At 73.4% G+C, this 14,913-nt stretch carries 8 protein-coding genes and 2 pseudogenes; 5 read left to right on the top strand and 5 right to left on the bottom strand.

The genetic code is table 11. The features are described from left to right. Positions 1 to 90 precede the first annotated feature (90 nt). A complete protein-coding gene (locus CIK06_RS16465) occupies positions 91 to 1,911 on the bottom strand; it encodes a discoidin domain-containing protein (protein ID WP_095565567.1) in 1,821 nt (606 codons plus the stop codon). A gap of 212 nt (positions 1,912 to 2,123) precedes the next feature. Here CIK06_RS16465 and CIK06_RS16460 point away from each other — a divergent pair, with 212 nt between their 5' ends. Further along, positions 2,124 to 5,219 (top strand): discoidin domain-containing protein, encoded by a 3,096-nt coding sequence (locus tag CIK06_RS16460; protein ID WP_095565566.1) that lies wholly within the window; start codon positions 2,124 to 2,126, stop codon positions 5,217 to 5,219. Positions 5,220 to 6,216: 997 nt separating this feature from the next. Then, the gene (locus tag CIK06_RS16455) at positions 6,217 to 7,242 is read left to right on the top strand and encodes a LacI family DNA-binding transcriptional regulator (RefSeq protein ID WP_095567898.1); all 1,026 of its coding nucleotides are present in this window, start codon (positions 6,217 to 6,219) and stop codon (positions 7,240 to 7,242) included. A 231-nt stretch (positions 7,243 to 7,473) separates the two neighbouring features. On the opposite strand, the pseudogene CIK06_RS32495 reads toward CIK06_RS16455, so the two are convergent. Further along, positions 7,474 to 7,626 (bottom strand): annotated as a pseudogene (locus tag CIK06_RS32495) (hypothetical protein); the annotation flags it as partial. Positions 7,627 to 7,890: 264 nt separating this feature from the next. Between CIK06_RS32495 and CIK06_RS31170 the strand changes: the two are divergent. Together CIK06_RS31170 and CIK06_RS31165 are read left to right on the top strand one after the other, a co-directional pair. Further along, positions 7,891 to 8,613 carry a hypothetical protein gene (locus CIK06_RS31170; protein ID WP_095565564.1) on the top strand — a complete coding sequence of 241 codons (723 nt, stop codon included), beginning with the start codon at positions 7,891 to 7,893 and terminating at the stop codon, positions 8,611 to 8,613. 15 nt (positions 8,614 to 8,628) lie between these two features. After that, positions 8,629 to 9,282, top strand: a complete 654-nt coding sequence (locus tag CIK06_RS31165; RefSeq protein WP_157756801.1) for a hypothetical protein — start codon at positions 8,629 to 8,631, stop codon at positions 9,280 to 9,282. Between the two features lie 69 nt (positions 9,283 to 9,351). On the opposite strand, the gene CIK06_RS16435 is transcribed toward CIK06_RS31165, so the two are convergent. The 3 genes and pseudogenes from CIK06_RS16435 to CIK06_RS16425 all read right to left on the bottom strand — a co-directional run bounded on the left by CIK06_RS16435 (position 9,352) and on the right by CIK06_RS16425 (position 14,219). Further along, complete coding sequence (locus CIK06_RS16435) at positions 9,352 to 10,248, bottom strand: universal stress protein (RefSeq protein WP_095565562.1); 897 nt, start codon at positions 10,246 to 10,248, stop codon at positions 9,352 to 9,354. Between the two features lie 379 nt (positions 10,249 to 10,627). Then, positions 10,628 to 13,087: pseudogene (locus CIK06_RS16430) on the bottom strand (cation-translocating P-type ATPase); the annotation flags it as partial. A gap of 340 nt (positions 13,088 to 13,427) precedes the next feature. Next, positions 13,428 to 14,219 carry a hypothetical protein gene (locus CIK06_RS16425; RefSeq protein WP_095565561.1) on the bottom strand — a complete coding sequence of 264 codons (792 nt, stop codon included), beginning with the start codon at positions 14,217 to 14,219 and terminating at the stop codon, positions 13,428 to 13,430. A 233-nt stretch (positions 14,220 to 14,452) separates the two neighbouring features. Between CIK06_RS16425 and CIK06_RS16420 the strand changes: the two genes are divergently transcribed. Then, a complete protein-coding gene (locus tag CIK06_RS16420) occupies positions 14,453 to 14,899 on the top strand; it encodes a WXG100 family type VII secretion target (RefSeq protein ID WP_157756800.1) in 447 nt (148 codons plus the stop codon). Positions 14,900 to 14,913: the final 14 nt, after the last annotated feature.

The following is a 14,913-nucleotide window of genomic DNA, read 5'->3' as shown; positions in this document are numbered from 1 at the left end:
CGGAGCCGGTGGGCCGGAGCCGGTGGGCCGGAGCCGGTGGGCGGCGCGCCGCCCACCGGCTCCGGCTCCGAACTCACCGCGGCGGGCCGCTCACCAGCCCACGGCCACCAGCAACCACTGCGGGTTGGCCGCCGAGACGAACGAGGACTGGTCGGCCACGTCGTCGTAGGGGAAGCCGTACGACCGGTTGTTGATCGCCCGGTCGTGCCAGAACTTGGCGTAGTAGTTCGCCGGCGCCTGCTGGTAGAACAGGCTCGGGTTCGACCACTGCGCCTGCGGCAACTGCGCGACGTGCCGGTTGAGCGCCGCACAGCCGTTCGGGTTGCCCGCCAGCGGGCCGGCGCAGCCGAAGATCTCGGTGGCGCTGGCCGGCAGCCCCACCGACGAGGCGTAGCTGCTGAAGTAGTTCGCGTACTGGCCGCCGGCCTGGAACTGCGGCGTGTTGCCCGGCGACGGGATCCGGTACGGCGCCTCGATCGTGGCCAGGTGCTTGAACTCGGCCGGCATCGCGTCGGAGAACCGCTGGAAGGTCACCGTCCGGCTCTCGGCGAACGTCGCCTCGTTCTCCCCGACGGAGACGTCCGTGCCGGTGTGCGAGTGCAGCCGCATCGCCAGCTTCAGGGCGAACCCGTCGACCCGGGTGGTGTTGCCGTTGAACTGGGCCGCGCCGACCGTGAACTCGATGAAGTCGCTGTACTGGCTGGTCGGCGAGCCGAGGTGGAAGTACATCCGGCCCGCGGTGTTCACCGGCATGTCGAAGTACGGCTGCTCGGCGATCGAGTGCGACTGCCCGTTGTAACTCCAGTACACCTGGCTGTCCGGGTACTGGCCGTTGGTCCGGTTGAGCACCTTCACCATCAGCACGTTCTGGGCGGCCGGGATCGAGCCGGTGTCGCCCCAGAAACCGCCGGTGGGCGGCGGGGTCGTCGGCGGCGGGGTGCTGGAGCCCGAGGTGGTGCGCACGGTGAACTCCCACAGCGAGTAGCCGTACGCGGTGGCGCGGGCGGTGCCGTACATCCGCACGTACCGGCCGGAGCCGGAGACCGCGAGGGTCTGCGTTCCGCCCGTACCGGTGGTGGTGGAGTAGATCGTGGTCCACGGACCGTCCGCCGCGGTTGCCACCTGGATCTGGAAGGACCGCGCGTAGGCCGCCTCCCAGTCCAGCACGACCTGGCAGAGGGTCTGCGTGCTCCCGAGGTCGACGCGCAGCCACTGCGGGTCGGCGAACGCGCTGGACCAGCGGGTACCGGTGTTGCCGTCCACCGCGGCCGAGGCCGGTGACGCGGCGTTCTCGGTCGAGGAGGCCGTCGCCGGCCGGTTCAGTGCGGCGTTCCCGGTGCAGGCGGCCGAGGCCGCGCTGCCGTACACCCGGAACTCCCACAGCGAGTAGCCGTACGCGGTGGCGCGGGCGGTGCCGTACATCCGCACGTACCGGCCGGAGCCGGAGACCGCGAGGGTCTGCGTTCCGCCCGTACCGGTGGTGGTGGAGTAGATCGTGGTCCACGGACCGCCCGGCGCGGTTGCCACCTGGATCTGGAAGGACCGCGCGTAGGCGGCCTCCCAGACCAGCTGGACCTGGTCGACGGTGGCGGTGGCGCCGAGATCGACCTGAAGCCACTGTGGATCGGCGAACGCGCTCGACCAGCGGGTGCCGGTGTCGCCGTCGGTGGCGGCCGAGGCCGGTGTTTCGGGAGTTTCGCTCGTGGAGGCGGTCGTCGCGCGGCCCTGGGAGATCAGCGGGGACGCCGCGCCCGCGGCGAACGGCGTGCTCGCCACGATGCTGCCGGACAGCAGCGCGAGGACGGCCGCGGCGCTGGTGAGCAGGCGGCGGTGCGGCCGCGGGCGGCGGCCGGCGGATGCCGGTCGGTGTCGGGGTGGTCGGACCTGTGGGGTGGATGCGGGGGTGGACATGGCATCTCCTGCGGGGTGGTGGACCGTCGGAGAGCGCTCTCCCGTCCGAAACTGCCCCGAGGGCGGTGCTCTTGTCAAGGTGTGCGTCGGCAACCTGCGGCCCCGCTCCACAGAAACCACAAAGGTTGTTGACAGATGGACTTCGATGAGCCGACCCTGGTACCCGGGCGCTCTCACTCTGCCTGGCCGCAAGCCCGTCGATGGGAGTCGCCATGCCCACGCCACCACCGGCGCCACCTGCACCACCCACCCCACACCAGCGGCGCCGCTCCGGCGCCGTCTACGCGGCACTGCTCGCGCTGCTCGCCGCGTACCTGACCGTCCCCACCGGACCCGCCGCCGCAGCCGGGCCACTGATCTCGCAAGGCAAACCGACCACCGCCTCCTCGTCGGAAGCGGCCGGCACCCCCGCGTCGGCCGCCACCGACGGCGACACCGGCACCCGCTGGTCGAGCGCGTTCGCCGATCCACAGTGGCTTCAGGTCGATCTCGGCGCCACCGCCACCGTCGACCAGGTCCAGCTGGTCTGGGAGGCCGCCTACGCGACGGCCTTCCAGATCCAGACCTCCGCCAGCCCGTCCGGGCCGTGGGCCACGATCTACTCCACCACCACCGGTACGGGCGGAACGCAGACCCTCGCGGTCTCCGGCTCCGGCCGGTACGTGCGGATGTACGGCACCGCCCGCGCCACCGGATACGGCTACTCGCTGTGGGAGTTCCGGGTCTACGGCACCACCGGAACCACCCCGCCCCCCAGCGGCCGGCCCATCTCCGAGTTCAAGAAGGTCGACGCCTCCTCCTGGGAGGGCGGCAACGCACCCGCCGCCGCGCTCGACGGCCGCACCAACACCCGCTGGTCCAGCAGCTTCGCCGACCCGCAGTGGCTACGCGTCGACTTCGGCGCCACCGCCACCATCAACAGGGTCGTGCTCAACTGGGAGGCCGCCTACGCCACCGCGTACCGGCTGGAAACCTCGACCAACGGCACCACCTGGACCACGATCTACTCCACCACCACCGGCGCCGGCGGAGTCGAACAACTCACCGTCAGCGGCACCGGACGCTACCTGCGCTTCTACGGCACCGCCCGGGCCACCGGGTACGGCTACTCGCTGTGGGAATTCCAGGCGTACGGCACCCTCGACGAGACCGCCAGCACCCCGCCGATGCTCTCCGGCCCCACCAGGCCACCCGGCACGCTCAACCAGTTCGCGCTCAGCGCACCCGGCGACGGCGCCATGATCACCACCACCCGCCGGCCCACCCTCACCTGGGCCGCCGTCTCCGGCGCCACCCGCTACCAGGTCTGGATCAACATCAGCCGCACCGACTACGACTTCACCGCCTCGGGCAACCTCATCGACCTCTACACCAAGGTCGCCGAACCGACCGGCACGTCGTACACCCCCACCTGGGACCTACCGGACCGCTGGACCTACAAGTGGTACATCACCTCGGTCGGCGGCACCGCGCTCACCTCGAACATCCGGCGCTTCAGCGTCTACCTGCCCACCCTGGAAACCGTCGCCGACGGCATCAACATCGTCGCCGGCAGCCGGGACCTCAACCGCAACGGCACCATCGAGCCGTACGAGGACTGGCGGCAGCCGGTCGAAACCCGGGTGTCGGACCTGCTCGGCCGGATGACGACCGAGGAAAAGGCGTACCAGATGTTCTACAACGCCCAGCAGTTCCCGCGCTCGGGCTGGCACTTCGGCCCGGCACAGGCGCAGGACCTGCACACCCAGCTGCTCGCCTCGGCCGGCACCCGGCTGGGCATCCCGTTCGTCTCGGCCGGCGACACCATCCACGGCTACCAGACCACGTACCCGATGCAGAGCGCCCTGGCCGCCGCCAAGGACTACCGGCTGGACTACCAGCTCGGCGACATGCAACGGCGCGAACAGCTCGAAGTCGGCACCCGCGGCGTCCTCGGCCCGCTCGCCGAGGTCGGCACCAAGGTGATCTACCCGCGCATCCAGGAGGGCAACGGCGAGAACGCACAGGTCGCCGCCGCCCAGGTACGCGCCCTGGTGGCCGGCCTGCAGGGCGGTCCCGAGCTGAACCCGAACTCGGTGCTGGCCACCGTCAAACACTGGCCCGGCGAGGGCGCCGGCGGCGAGGCCCTGATCGTCTACGACGGCGTGACGATCAAATACCACATGATCCCGTTCCGCGCGGCCATGGAGGCCGGCGCGGTCAACATCATGCCCGGGTACGCGGGCAGCTCCTACCTGGACCCGGGCGGACCGGGCGCCGGCGACAGCGCGCCGATCCTGGCGTACCTGCGGCAGAACCTCGGCTACCAGGGCCTCATCACGACCGACTGGCTCCCCTCCGGCTCCTGGGTCGGTGCCGCGAACGCCGGATCCGACGTGATGGGCGGCGCCGACCCCGGCGCCGAGGGCTTCTCGATGGCCACCTTCACCGCGAACGTGCCCACCTCCCGCATCGACGACGCCGTCCGGCGCGTCCTGCGGCTGAAGTTCCAGCTCGGGATCTTCGAGGCCCCGTACGGCGACCCGGTCAACGGCCCGTACCGGTTCCACCAGCCGGCCTACACCGCGCTGGCCAACCAGGCGTCCCGGGAAGCCATGACGCTGCTGAAGAACGACGGCGGCGTGCTGCCGATCCGGCTCAACCCCGGCGACAACATCGTCGTCGCCGGCCCGCGCGCCGACGACACCACCGCATGCTGCGTCTGGACCAGCTTCTTCCACGCCGAGTACGGCTCGCAGACCATGCTCGCCGCGATCCGTAACCGTGCCACCCAGGCCGGGGTGAACGTCTACTCCGGCGACGGACCGAATCCGAAACTGGCCATCGTGGCGGTGGGGGAGACCTCCTACACCCACGCGACCAACTGGCCCAAGGAACAGCCCTACCTGCCCGCCGACCAACTCGCGGTGATCCAGAACTTCCGCGCCCGCGGCATCCCCGTCGTGGTCGCCCTGGTGCTGCCCCGGCCGTACGTCATCACCGAATGGCGCGACCTGGCCAGCGCCATCGTGGTCACCTACCGTGGCGGCGAGGAGATGGGGCCGGCGCTGGCCAGCCTGCTGTTCGGCGACTACACGCCCAGCGGCAAACTACCCTGGCAACTGCCCCGCAGCCTGGACCAGGTGCTCCGCCCCGGCGGCACCGACATCCCGGCCGACGCGGTGGAATCCTGGGACCTGCCGTACGACCTGGGCGCGACCACTGCGGAACGCAACCAGATCCGCGCCAGCATCGACGCCGGTCAGCAACCGGCGACAAACTACGGCAACCCGCTCTACCCGTACGGGGCCGGCATGACCGGCTTCTGATCGGGCTGGCCAACCGGGTGCGCCGGTTCCGGTTCGGAACCGGCGCACCCCCACGCCTGCCGCCTACCTCCGACCCCTCCCGTCGATCAAGACGTGTACGCGTGGGGGAGCGCTCTCTCGCGCGACAAAGGGTTTTGATCAACGGGATCCGGCGGAATTTCGTCGACTAAACTCGGCCCGCCTGGCCCGGACTCGTCGAGGTGTCTGCCCGCCGCCGTGAACTAAGATGATCTAGGAACCCGTAGTTGACCGCGAAATGCCGCGACGTTCCCAAGCGGCAAAAAGGAACGGGCGTACGATATCGGGCGTGCCCTGTCTCGGGCGAAGATAGCCGATCGGCTATCTTCGCAGTTCAGGAACCGCTGCACCCGGACTTCGGCCCGGGTGAGGATCGCAACCCACTCCGCCCCGACCGGCCCAACCCGACGGATGAGGACGCTGCACCCGGACTTCGGCCCGGGTGAGGATCGCAACGATCGGCAGGCCGGTGACCGCCTCCAGCGCTCGCACGTAGCCGCGCCCGTTCCCCGGAGCGGGCGAGGACTGCAACTTAAGCTCCGTGGTGGCGTTGGCGCCGGCGGGTGAGTGGATCGTGGATGCTTGTTACCCGCCAGGGGGCCGTAAACATCCACGATCCACACGGACGGCGGGCCGAATGTCAGTCGCCGGCGGGCGAGGGTGCGTCGCGGGTCGCTTCGGCGTTCCGCTCACGCAGCCGGTCACGGAGTCTCTTCGGCGTGCACGCCCGGCGCGGGCCACCACCGGAGCGGGCAAGGATCGCAGCCGGAGACATCTCGCTTACAAGGCGAGTGCTCTGCCCACCGAGGCTGCGCGAAGGTCGCTGACGAACACCTGATCTTGATGGGGTCGACCGCGCGTGTGCGGCATGCGCGACATCGCGTCATCTTCCCGGCAATGCGGCAACCTGATCTAATGGAGGACCCTGCCCATCGTGGTTGTTCGATGCCGCGCGGGCACCTGTCCGAGGGTGGACCCGGTGACACGACCATCGCCCAAGCGGGTCACGATCAGTGACATCGCCCGCCGCGCCGGGGTCTCCGTGGGCGCGGTGTCGTTCGCCCTCAACGGCCGGAAGGGTGTCTCGGAGGAGACCCGGCAGCGGGTGCTGCGGCTGGCTGAGGAACTCGGCTGGGCGCCGACCAGCGCCGCGCGGTCCCTCGCCGAGGCCAAGACGGACACCTTCGGCCTCGTGCTGGCGCGCGATCCGCGTACCCTCGGCGTCGAGTCGTTCTACATGCAGTTCATCGCCGGGCTGGAGGCGGAGCTGACCCGTCGCTCGTACGGGCTGCTGCTCCAGGTGGCGGCGAGCCCGCGGGACGAGCTGGCGACCCTGAAGAAGTGGCGCAACGCCCGACGGGTCGACGGGGTGATCCTGGTCGACCTGGCGGTCGACGACCCGAGGGTGGAGCTGTCGGTCCAGCCGAACGCGCTGCCGGTGGTCGCGGTGGGCGACCCGGGCGTGGCCGGGGGGTTGACGAGCGTCTGGACGGACGATGCCGAGTCCACCCGCCAGGCGGTCCGGCACCTGGCCGGGCTGGGTCACCGCCGCATCGCCCGGGTGTCCGGCCTCGATTTTCTGGCGCACACCCGGATCCGGAACGACGCGTTCGTGGCGGAGATGACCGGCCTGGGGCTGGATCCGCTGCTGCTGCGCACCGATTACACGCCGGAGTCCGGTGCCCGGGCCACCCGGGCCGCGCTCACCGGGTCCGGCCGGCCGACCGCCCTGGTCTACGACAATGATGTGATGGCGGTGGCCGGGCTCGGTGTCGCCCTGGAACTGGGCTTCGGGGTGCCGGCCGACGTGTCGATCGTCGCCTGGGACGACTCGCCGTTCTGCGCGTACACGTATCCGACGCTCTCGGCGCTCAGCCACGACGTCGTGGCGTTCGGTTCGCACGTCGCGCGCCGGTTGTTCGACGTGCTGGCCGGCGCCGAACCGGGGGCGTTCCTGGACTCCACGCCCCGGCTCATCACCCGCGGATCGACCGGGCCGGCATAGCCGCGCGCGAGGGACGGGGCGCCGAGCCGCGCGTCCGCCGCGGAACGGTACGCCGCGGCGGCGCCCGTACGCCGGCGAGGTGCGCAACGCCGGCCGGCCGGTCAGCCGGACCCACGCGGAACTGGCCGGCATCGGGGACGGGCCGGGCGCCGGCCGGTACTCCTCGGCCAGCATCCGCCGGCACCGCTGGTACGTGGCCAGCGGCGCGCCGCGCCACAGGTCGAGCGCGGACCGGTACCGGTCGGCGGCCCGGTGCAGGTCCCCGGAGCGGGCCGCCGCCCGGCCGGTGCCGAGCAGGTCCGCGAAGCGGGACAGGCCCAGTTCCGCGGTGCCGGCGGTCAACCGGTAGCCGGGCGGCGCCGACCGCAGCCGCTCGGCGAGCACCTGGCGCAGCTGCCAGACGTACAGCTGGACGTTCCTGCGGGAGGTCCGCGGCGGGGCGTCCCCCAGAGCAGGGCGGCCAGCGCCCCCTGCCGCCGCGGCGGCCCGATCGGTACGGCCTGCCCGTCCACCCGGATCCGTACCGGGCCGAGCAGCCCGAACGTCGTCCCCGCGCCCACGCCATCGAAGGATGATGATTCGCGTATACCAAACATGGATCGGCGACTGCGAGGCTGTCCGGCACCGCGTCTGGAAGGAGAGCCTCCCGTGTCCAAACCCCACAGTGACGAGCGGCTGCCGGCCTGGGTGCCGGTGATCTGGGTCGCCGTGCTCCTGGCAGCGCTGCTGGTGCCGGCCGACCCGGCCCGCGCCGCGCAGCCCAACCCGTCCTCCACCAAGCACCTGCACAACATGCACTACAACAGCGTCGGCTCGTCGGCCGGCACCTACGACGAACAGTTCTGCATCGAGTCGCACGACACTTCCAAGGTCAGCAACAGCGCGGGCCGGGCGTTCGTCAACGAGACGCTGACCCAGATGGGCAGCGGCCGGGTCTGGGACGGCCTCGGCGACTGGCGGATCGACCTGTGGCCGACCGCCAGCAACTGCACCTCCTACTCCGCCTCCACCCGGGCCGGCATCGAGATCGAGGTGCACTACGGCTGGGACTGGAGTGGGATCTGCGGCGGGACGACCGGCTACTACAACTGCGTCGTGCACGACAACCCGGTGTGGGACGCCGCGCACAACCACTACGACAGCCAGTGGGCGTACGTCTATCTGGTGTTCAGTTCCGGCGGGCGGCTGGACACCACGGGGCGGGCGTTCATCAACCACGAGTTCGGGCACGTGTTCGGGCTGGCCGACGACAGCAACTGCTCCCCGCCGAGCCTGATGAGCAGCACGATCGTCGGCTACAACTGCTCGACCTGGACCAACTGGTATCCCAGCCCCGCCGACTTCCAGTGGGTCCTGGGCGTGCAGGGCTGAGTCGGGAGGATGACGATGAGTCGACGTTCCGCCCGGATCCGGGTGTTGACCATGCTGACGGCCGGCCTCGCCGCGGCGGCGGTGGCCGCGGTGGTGGTGTCGGCCGTCTCGGCCGGCGGCCGGGACCCGGATCGCGGCCGGGACCCGGGACACGGCCGGGGCGTCCGCGTCGACACCGCAAGCGGCCTGCTGGTCACCGGCCGCTCGGCGCTGCGGATGTGTGTCGAGAACGGCGGCGGCGCGCAGGCGGGTACCCGGACCGGCCTGCGCGCCGGCCTCGACCTGGTGCGGGCCGACCCGAACTGGGCCGGGGCGTACGGTCGGGTCCGCGTCGACCCGGCGGACGCGCTGGCCTTCGGCTGCCCGGCACCGCGGCTGCCGCAGCGGGCCGGCCGCGCCGCGGTGGCCGGCCCGGGACTGACCGCGACGCCCAGCCCGTACCGGGTCTGGGTGTACGTCCTGGACGGCGCGGACGCCGACCGGATCCTCGGTCCCGGGCAGCCGTCCGGGCTGGCCACCGCCGAACTGGTGCAGGAGGCGAACACCGCCTGGCCGGTGTCCACGGCGCTGCTGATCCGCCGGGATCGGCTCGGCGATCCGCGTTCGGTGGCCGAGGGTCTGCGGGCCGCGCTGGGACTGGTCGAGGCGGGTACCGCTCCGGCCGCCTGATCCGGGGTACGGCCCGGCGCACGCGTCGGGCCGTACCCCGTTTCCGCCGGTGGGACGCCTCGCCCGCGGCTATGCCCGGGGCTGTCGGGGGGTGTGCCGGACGACGGCCACCGGCGCGTGCGCGTGGTGCAGTACGGCGTGGCTCACCGAGCCGAGCAGCAGCCCGGCCAGCGCGCCCCGGCCGCGCGCCCCGACGACCACCAACTGCGCGGACTCCGACTCCCGCACCAGGGCGCCGGCCGCGGACCCGCGGACCAGCCGCCGCCGGACCGGCACCTGCGGGTACCGCTCGGCGAATCCGGCGAGGGACTCCGCGAGCACCCGCTCCTCCTGTGCGGCCAGCAGGTCCGGGTCGTACACCAGCGGCAGCATGTCGCCCGGTCCGGCCGGGGCCGGCTCCAGCCAGGCGTGCACGGCGACCAGCGGCACCCCGCGCCAGGCCGCCTCCTCGAACGCGTACCCGGCGGCCTGGGCCGAGCCCGCCGAGCCGTCCACGCCCACCACCACCGGGCCGTCGGCGCGGGGTTCACCCCGCACGACCAGGACCGGGCACCGGGCCTGCGCGGACACCTGCACGGTGACCGAGCCGAGCACCAGGCCGGCGAAGCCGCCCAGCCCCCGGTTGCCCAGCACCAGCAGCGCGGCGTCCCGGCTCTCGCCGAGCAGCACCGGCACCGGGGCGCCGTCGACGACCGCGCCGGTGACGTCCAGCTCGGGGGCGACCTTGCCGGCCTCGGCCACGGCCTCGGTGACGTACCGTTCGGCCTGGCGGCGCAGCCCGCCGTCGGCCACGCCGCCGGAGATCGGGCCGGTGGGGACGTTGATGATCGGCCAGATGAAGGCGTGCACGACCCGCAGCGGCCGGTGCCGGCCCGCCGCGGTGCGGGCGGCGGCCCGGACGGCGTCCAGTGCGATGGTGGACCCGTCGATACCGACGACGACGGGGCCGGTCAGCTTGGTGGTCATGACGGTGTCCCTTCTCTGATCCGTTCCCCGCCCGGCCGTTGCTCGCCGGGCCGTGTGCCGGCGCCGGGCCGTGTGCCGGCCCGGGCGGTGTGTCGGGCCCGGGCGGTGTGTCGGGCCCGGGCGGTGTGTCGGGCCCGGGCGGTGTGTCGGGCCCGGGCGGTGTGTCGGTGCCGGCCGGCCGGCGGTCCCGATCGTGGCCCGCCGGCATCCGGTCGGGTTCGGCCAGCCGGTCCCGCTCCGCGTGCCGGTCCCGCTCCGCGGGCCGGTCGTGGTCGCGGTCCCGGCCCGCGTCCCGGCCCGCGCGCCGGTGGCGGCGGGTGGCCCACAGCAGCAGACCGGGTACGGCGGCCAGCGCGGCGCAGGCCGCCAACCGCGACCCGCCCAGCGGCGCGGTGCCGAGCAGGTCCCGCAGCGGCGCCACCAGCACCCCGGCGACCTGGAGCAGCGCCGAGACCGCGACGGCGGCCGGCAGCGCGCGGTTGCCACCGCGGCGGCCGGGCGGACGGGGTGCCCGTACCGCCAGCGCCACCCCGAGCTGCGCGAGACCGAGCGTCACGAAGACCATCGACTGCGCGGCACCGCCCCAGCGCGCCGCCAGCACTCCGGCGCCGAGCGCCACGGCCGCGATCAGACCGCCGGTGACCAGGATGTCGCGGCCGAGTCCGCGTCCGAGGACCGACTCGCGGGGGGAGCGCGGCGCCCGCCGCAGGGTGCCGGGCTCGGCGGGTTCGGCCCCCAGCGCCACCCCCGGTACGCCGTGGGTGAGCAGGTTGATCCAGAGGATCTGCGCCGGCAGCAGCGGCACGGCCAGGCCGGCCAGCGGGCCGAGCAGCATCACCAGGATCTCCGCGAGCCCGCCGGCCAGGGCGTACCGCAGGAAGCGGCGGATGTTGTCGTAGATGCGCCGGCCCTCGCCGATCGCCGTGACCACGGTGCCCAACTCGTCGTCGACCAGTACCAGGTCGGCGGCCTGCCGGGCGACCTCGGTGCCGCCGCCCATCGCCACCCCGATGTCGGCCCGGCGCAGCGCCGGCGCGTCGTTGACCCCGTCGCCGGTCATCGCCACCACGTGCCCGTGCGCCTGCAGGGCGGCGATGACGTCGAGCTTCTGCTCCGGCCGGGTCCGCGCGTACACCCGGGTCCGCGGGTCCGCCCCGGCCGGGTCCCCGAGGTCGCCGCGGCCCACCGGGTCGCCCTCGCGCCAGAGCCCGAGCTGGCCGGCGATGGCCGCGGCCGTGGCCGGGTGGTCGCCGGTGATCAGCACCAGCCGCACGCCGGCCGCGTCGAACCCGTCGGCCACCGCCGGCGCCCCGGCGCGCAGCGGGTCGCCGACCGCCACCAGCCCGAGCGGGTGCAGCCCGGTCGGGCTGGCCGGGTCGGCCGGTGCGGCGTCGCCGACGGCGGCGGCGACCGCGAGCACCCGCAGCCCCTCGCCGGCCAGCCGGCGCGCCTCGGTGCCCAGCGTGGCGACCTGCGCCGCGGTGGCGTCCAGCAGCGGCGGCGTGAGCACGCTCTCGGGTGCCCCCTTGCAGGCCACCAGGTACCGGCCGTCGGCGCGCCGGTGCACGGTGGTCATCCGGCGCAGTTCCTGGTCGAACGGGTGCTCGGCCACCCGGGGCCAGGACTCCCGGGTGCCGGCCGGGTCCAGCCCGCACCGCCCGGCGAACGCGACAAGCGCGGCCTCCAGCGGGTCACCCACCGCGCTCCACTCCGGACGCTCGCCGGTCGGCGGTGTGAGGGTCGCGTCGTTGCACAGCAGCCCGGCCCGCGCCAGCCGGCGCAACGGTTCCGGTACGTCCACCGGCCGTCCCCGCCGGTGCACGGTGCCGTCCGGGGCGTAGCCGCGGCCGGTGATCCCGTACCGCGACCCGTCCGCGGTGGTCGCCTGCCGCACCGCCATCCGGCCCTCGGTGAGGGTGCCGGTCTTGTCCGAGGCCAGCACGGTTACCGAGCCGAGCGTCTCCACCGCGTGCAGCCGGCGCGGGATGGCGCGGGCGGCGGCCATCCGGCGGGCACCGAGGGCCAGGGCGAGGGTGACCACCGCCGGCAGCGACTCCGGCACCGCCGCGACCACCAGGCTCACCGCGGTGATCGCCATCTGCACCACGGGCCGCCCGCCGGCCACCCCGATGACGAAGACCAGGCCGGACAGGGCCACCGTGACGCCGCCGAGGATCCGACCGAGGGCGGCCAGCCGCCGTTGCAGCGGGGTGGCCACCGGCCGGGTACCGGCCACCAGGGCGCTGATCCGGCCCAGCGCGCTGGCCGCGCCGGTGCGGCGTACCGTGCCGGTGGCCCGACCGGTGGTGACCACCGTGCCCGCGCTGACCTCGGCGCCGGCGCCGCGGGCGACCGGCAGCGACTCGCCGGTCAGCGCCGACTCGTCCACCCGCAGCCGGACCGCGTCGGTCAGCACCAGGTCGGCCGGGACCACGTCGCCGGCCTCCACCCGGACCACGTCGCCGCGGACCAGTTCGGCGGCCGGCAGCACCAGGTCGCGGCCGTCCCGGACCACCCGGGCGGTCGGCGCCGCGAGCCGGTCCAGCGCGGCGATGGCCCGGTCCGCGCGGACCTCCTGCACCACCCCGATGGTCGTGTTGACCAGCACGACCAGCAGGATCACCGCGGTGTCCGGGTGGTCGCGCAGCAGGGTGGTGACCACGGCGGCGGCCAGCAGCAGCGCGACCAGGGGATCGGTGAACTGGTGCAGGATCCGGGCGGCCAGGTGGGTGCGCGGCGGCGCCGCGGCGACGTTCGGGCCGTCGGCCCGCAGCCGGGTGGCGGCCTCGGCGCTGGTCAGCCCGGCGATGCCCGATCCGGTCGGTACCCGTGCGGTCATCACGCCCGCCCCCTCGCCGTACGCCTCGACCCCAGGGTCGCCCGGCGTCGGCGGCGCCACCAGGGCGGACCGGCACCGGCCGGCGGGACGTACGGCCCGGCCCGTCGCGGGCGGGGGCCGGGGTCCCGGACGCCCGGGACCATCGGCCCTGCGATCCGGTACGCGGCGGAAGCATCCTGAATTCAGACGCCCACCGGCGAAGAGCAGAACCACCGGGCGGCAGGGAGTGGGAACGGCGACATCGGATCGCGAGACCCCCCATCGTGAAGATGGCAGCCCCCGCCCGTACCCGCCCACCGGTGGGCGTCAAAGCGTGCCGCCCGCGACCGGGCCGGGGCGGTCAGGTCTCCGGGACGAACGAGTCGAGGTCGGCGCGGGCGTACAGCTGCGCCGCGTTGTTCAGCGCCCGGACGAACTGGCCGGCCAGCTCCAGCGTGTCGCCGACCTGCAACAGGAGCCGGTCCTGGTTGTTGATGAGCGTCTCGCGCTCCCGCGCCATGTAGGTGAACTCGCCCTTCGACGCGGCCACCTTGGACTTCAGCGCGTCGTACGCGAAAAGCTGGATGTCGATGTTGCTGAGCACCACCTGCTCGGCCTGCCGGATGGCGCCGGGCGAGACGGTGTACGCCTGGTGCACCGGCGGCGTGGTGACCGTGGGGGCGTCGCCGGTGTCCGGTGGCCGCGGCACCGCGCCGGTGACGTCCGGCACCACCCCGTGCCAGGAGTCGGCGAGCGTCGGCGGGTTGACATCCGGCGGCGGGGGCTGGTTGTTGTCGGTGGCCGAATGGCTGTGCCCGGGCAGGTGGTCGGGGTCGGTCAGCACGTCCTCCCCGTAGCGGTCGACCAGGGTCTGGCTGGGCTTACGGCCCCAGTCCCAGTGCCAGCCGCCGCCGTGCTGCGGGGTCCACGCGCCGTAGTTGCGGTTGCCCAGCGGATCCCGCCGGATGTCGGTGAGCGCCTGGTAGCCCCACTGGCTGACCAACTCGGGCTCCGGCGTCGCGCCGCGGTGCCAGGTCCAGGTGCCGCCGTCGTCCTGCTCCCACGCCCCGCCGTTGGGTGGGACGGCGCTCGTCTGCTCGCTCCCCTTGCTCTGCTCCGGGGGCTGCTGCTGCCGGTTCCGGGTAGCTGGCACGGTCCACTCCTGCCCGCCGGTGAATACACCAGAGTGTTCACCGGCCTGCCACGTGTCGGCAATACTCCCGTTTCACCGGACCGGCCGCGGTCCCCGCGGGGTACCGCCGCCGGACCGTCCCCCGGACGTCCGTGCGGAAGGGCTTGTGCCGACCGCACCGCGCGTGGCTAGCGTCGGGCTGTCGCGTTCCCGCTTTCCCGCTCTCCCGCTTTCCCGCCCGGACGGAGGTGCCCGTGCCGGTTCCGGCCAACTACAACGACCACACCATGCTGATCAAGGTGGATCCCACGACCGTCTGGGGGTACGCCGACACGGACATGCCCGCCCAGGCGAAGGTGATAGGCGACGCGCTGGGCCGCATCCACGACACCTGGGAGGGACTCGCGCTGGGCTGGGCCGGCACCACCGCGCAGGAGGCGCAGGACTTCAGCTCGCGGTGGAACGCCGCGCTGACCGGCCTGTTCGGCTCCCGGGAACACCCGGAGAACGGCGCGCTGCCCAGGATCGCCAAGGCCGTCGGGATGGCGGCGCTGAACTACGCGGAAACCGAGGACACCGTCCTGCAGATGTTCGCCGACTTCAGCGCCGGGTTGCAGGGCACCGGGTCGTCGCAGCCGCCGGTTCGGGACCACAACGAGGGGCCGATCACCGAGAACACGCCGTCCTGGACCAACCCGTAATCCCGGGCCGTACC

The sequence above is a fragment of the Plantactinospora sp. KBS50 genome, assembly GCF_002285795.1.
Taxonomy (GTDB): domain Bacteria; phylum Actinomycetota; class Actinomycetes; order Mycobacteriales; family Micromonosporaceae; genus KBS50.
The sequence above is the reverse complement of the archived record's forward strand: the minus strand, read 5'-3'. Positions and strand labels throughout refer to the sequence as shown.

Excerpts from the sequence above, each read along its gene's own strand:
- CIK06_RS16465 (WP_095565567.1), bottom strand. The coding sequence starts at position 1,911 with ATGTCCACCCCCGCATCCACCCCACAGGTCCGACCACCCCGACACCGA.
- CIK06_RS16460 (WP_095565566.1), top strand. The coding sequence starts at position 2,124 with ATGCCCACGCCACCACCGGCGCCACCTGCACCACCCACCCCACACCAG.
- CIK06_RS31165 (WP_157756801.1), top strand. The coding sequence starts at position 8,629 with ATGAGTCGACGTTCCGCCCGGATCCGGGTGTTGACCATGCTGACGGCC.
- CIK06_RS16435 (WP_095565562.1), bottom strand. The coding sequence starts at position 10,248 with ATGACCACCAAGCTGACCGGCCCCGTCGTCGTCGGTATCGACGGGTCC.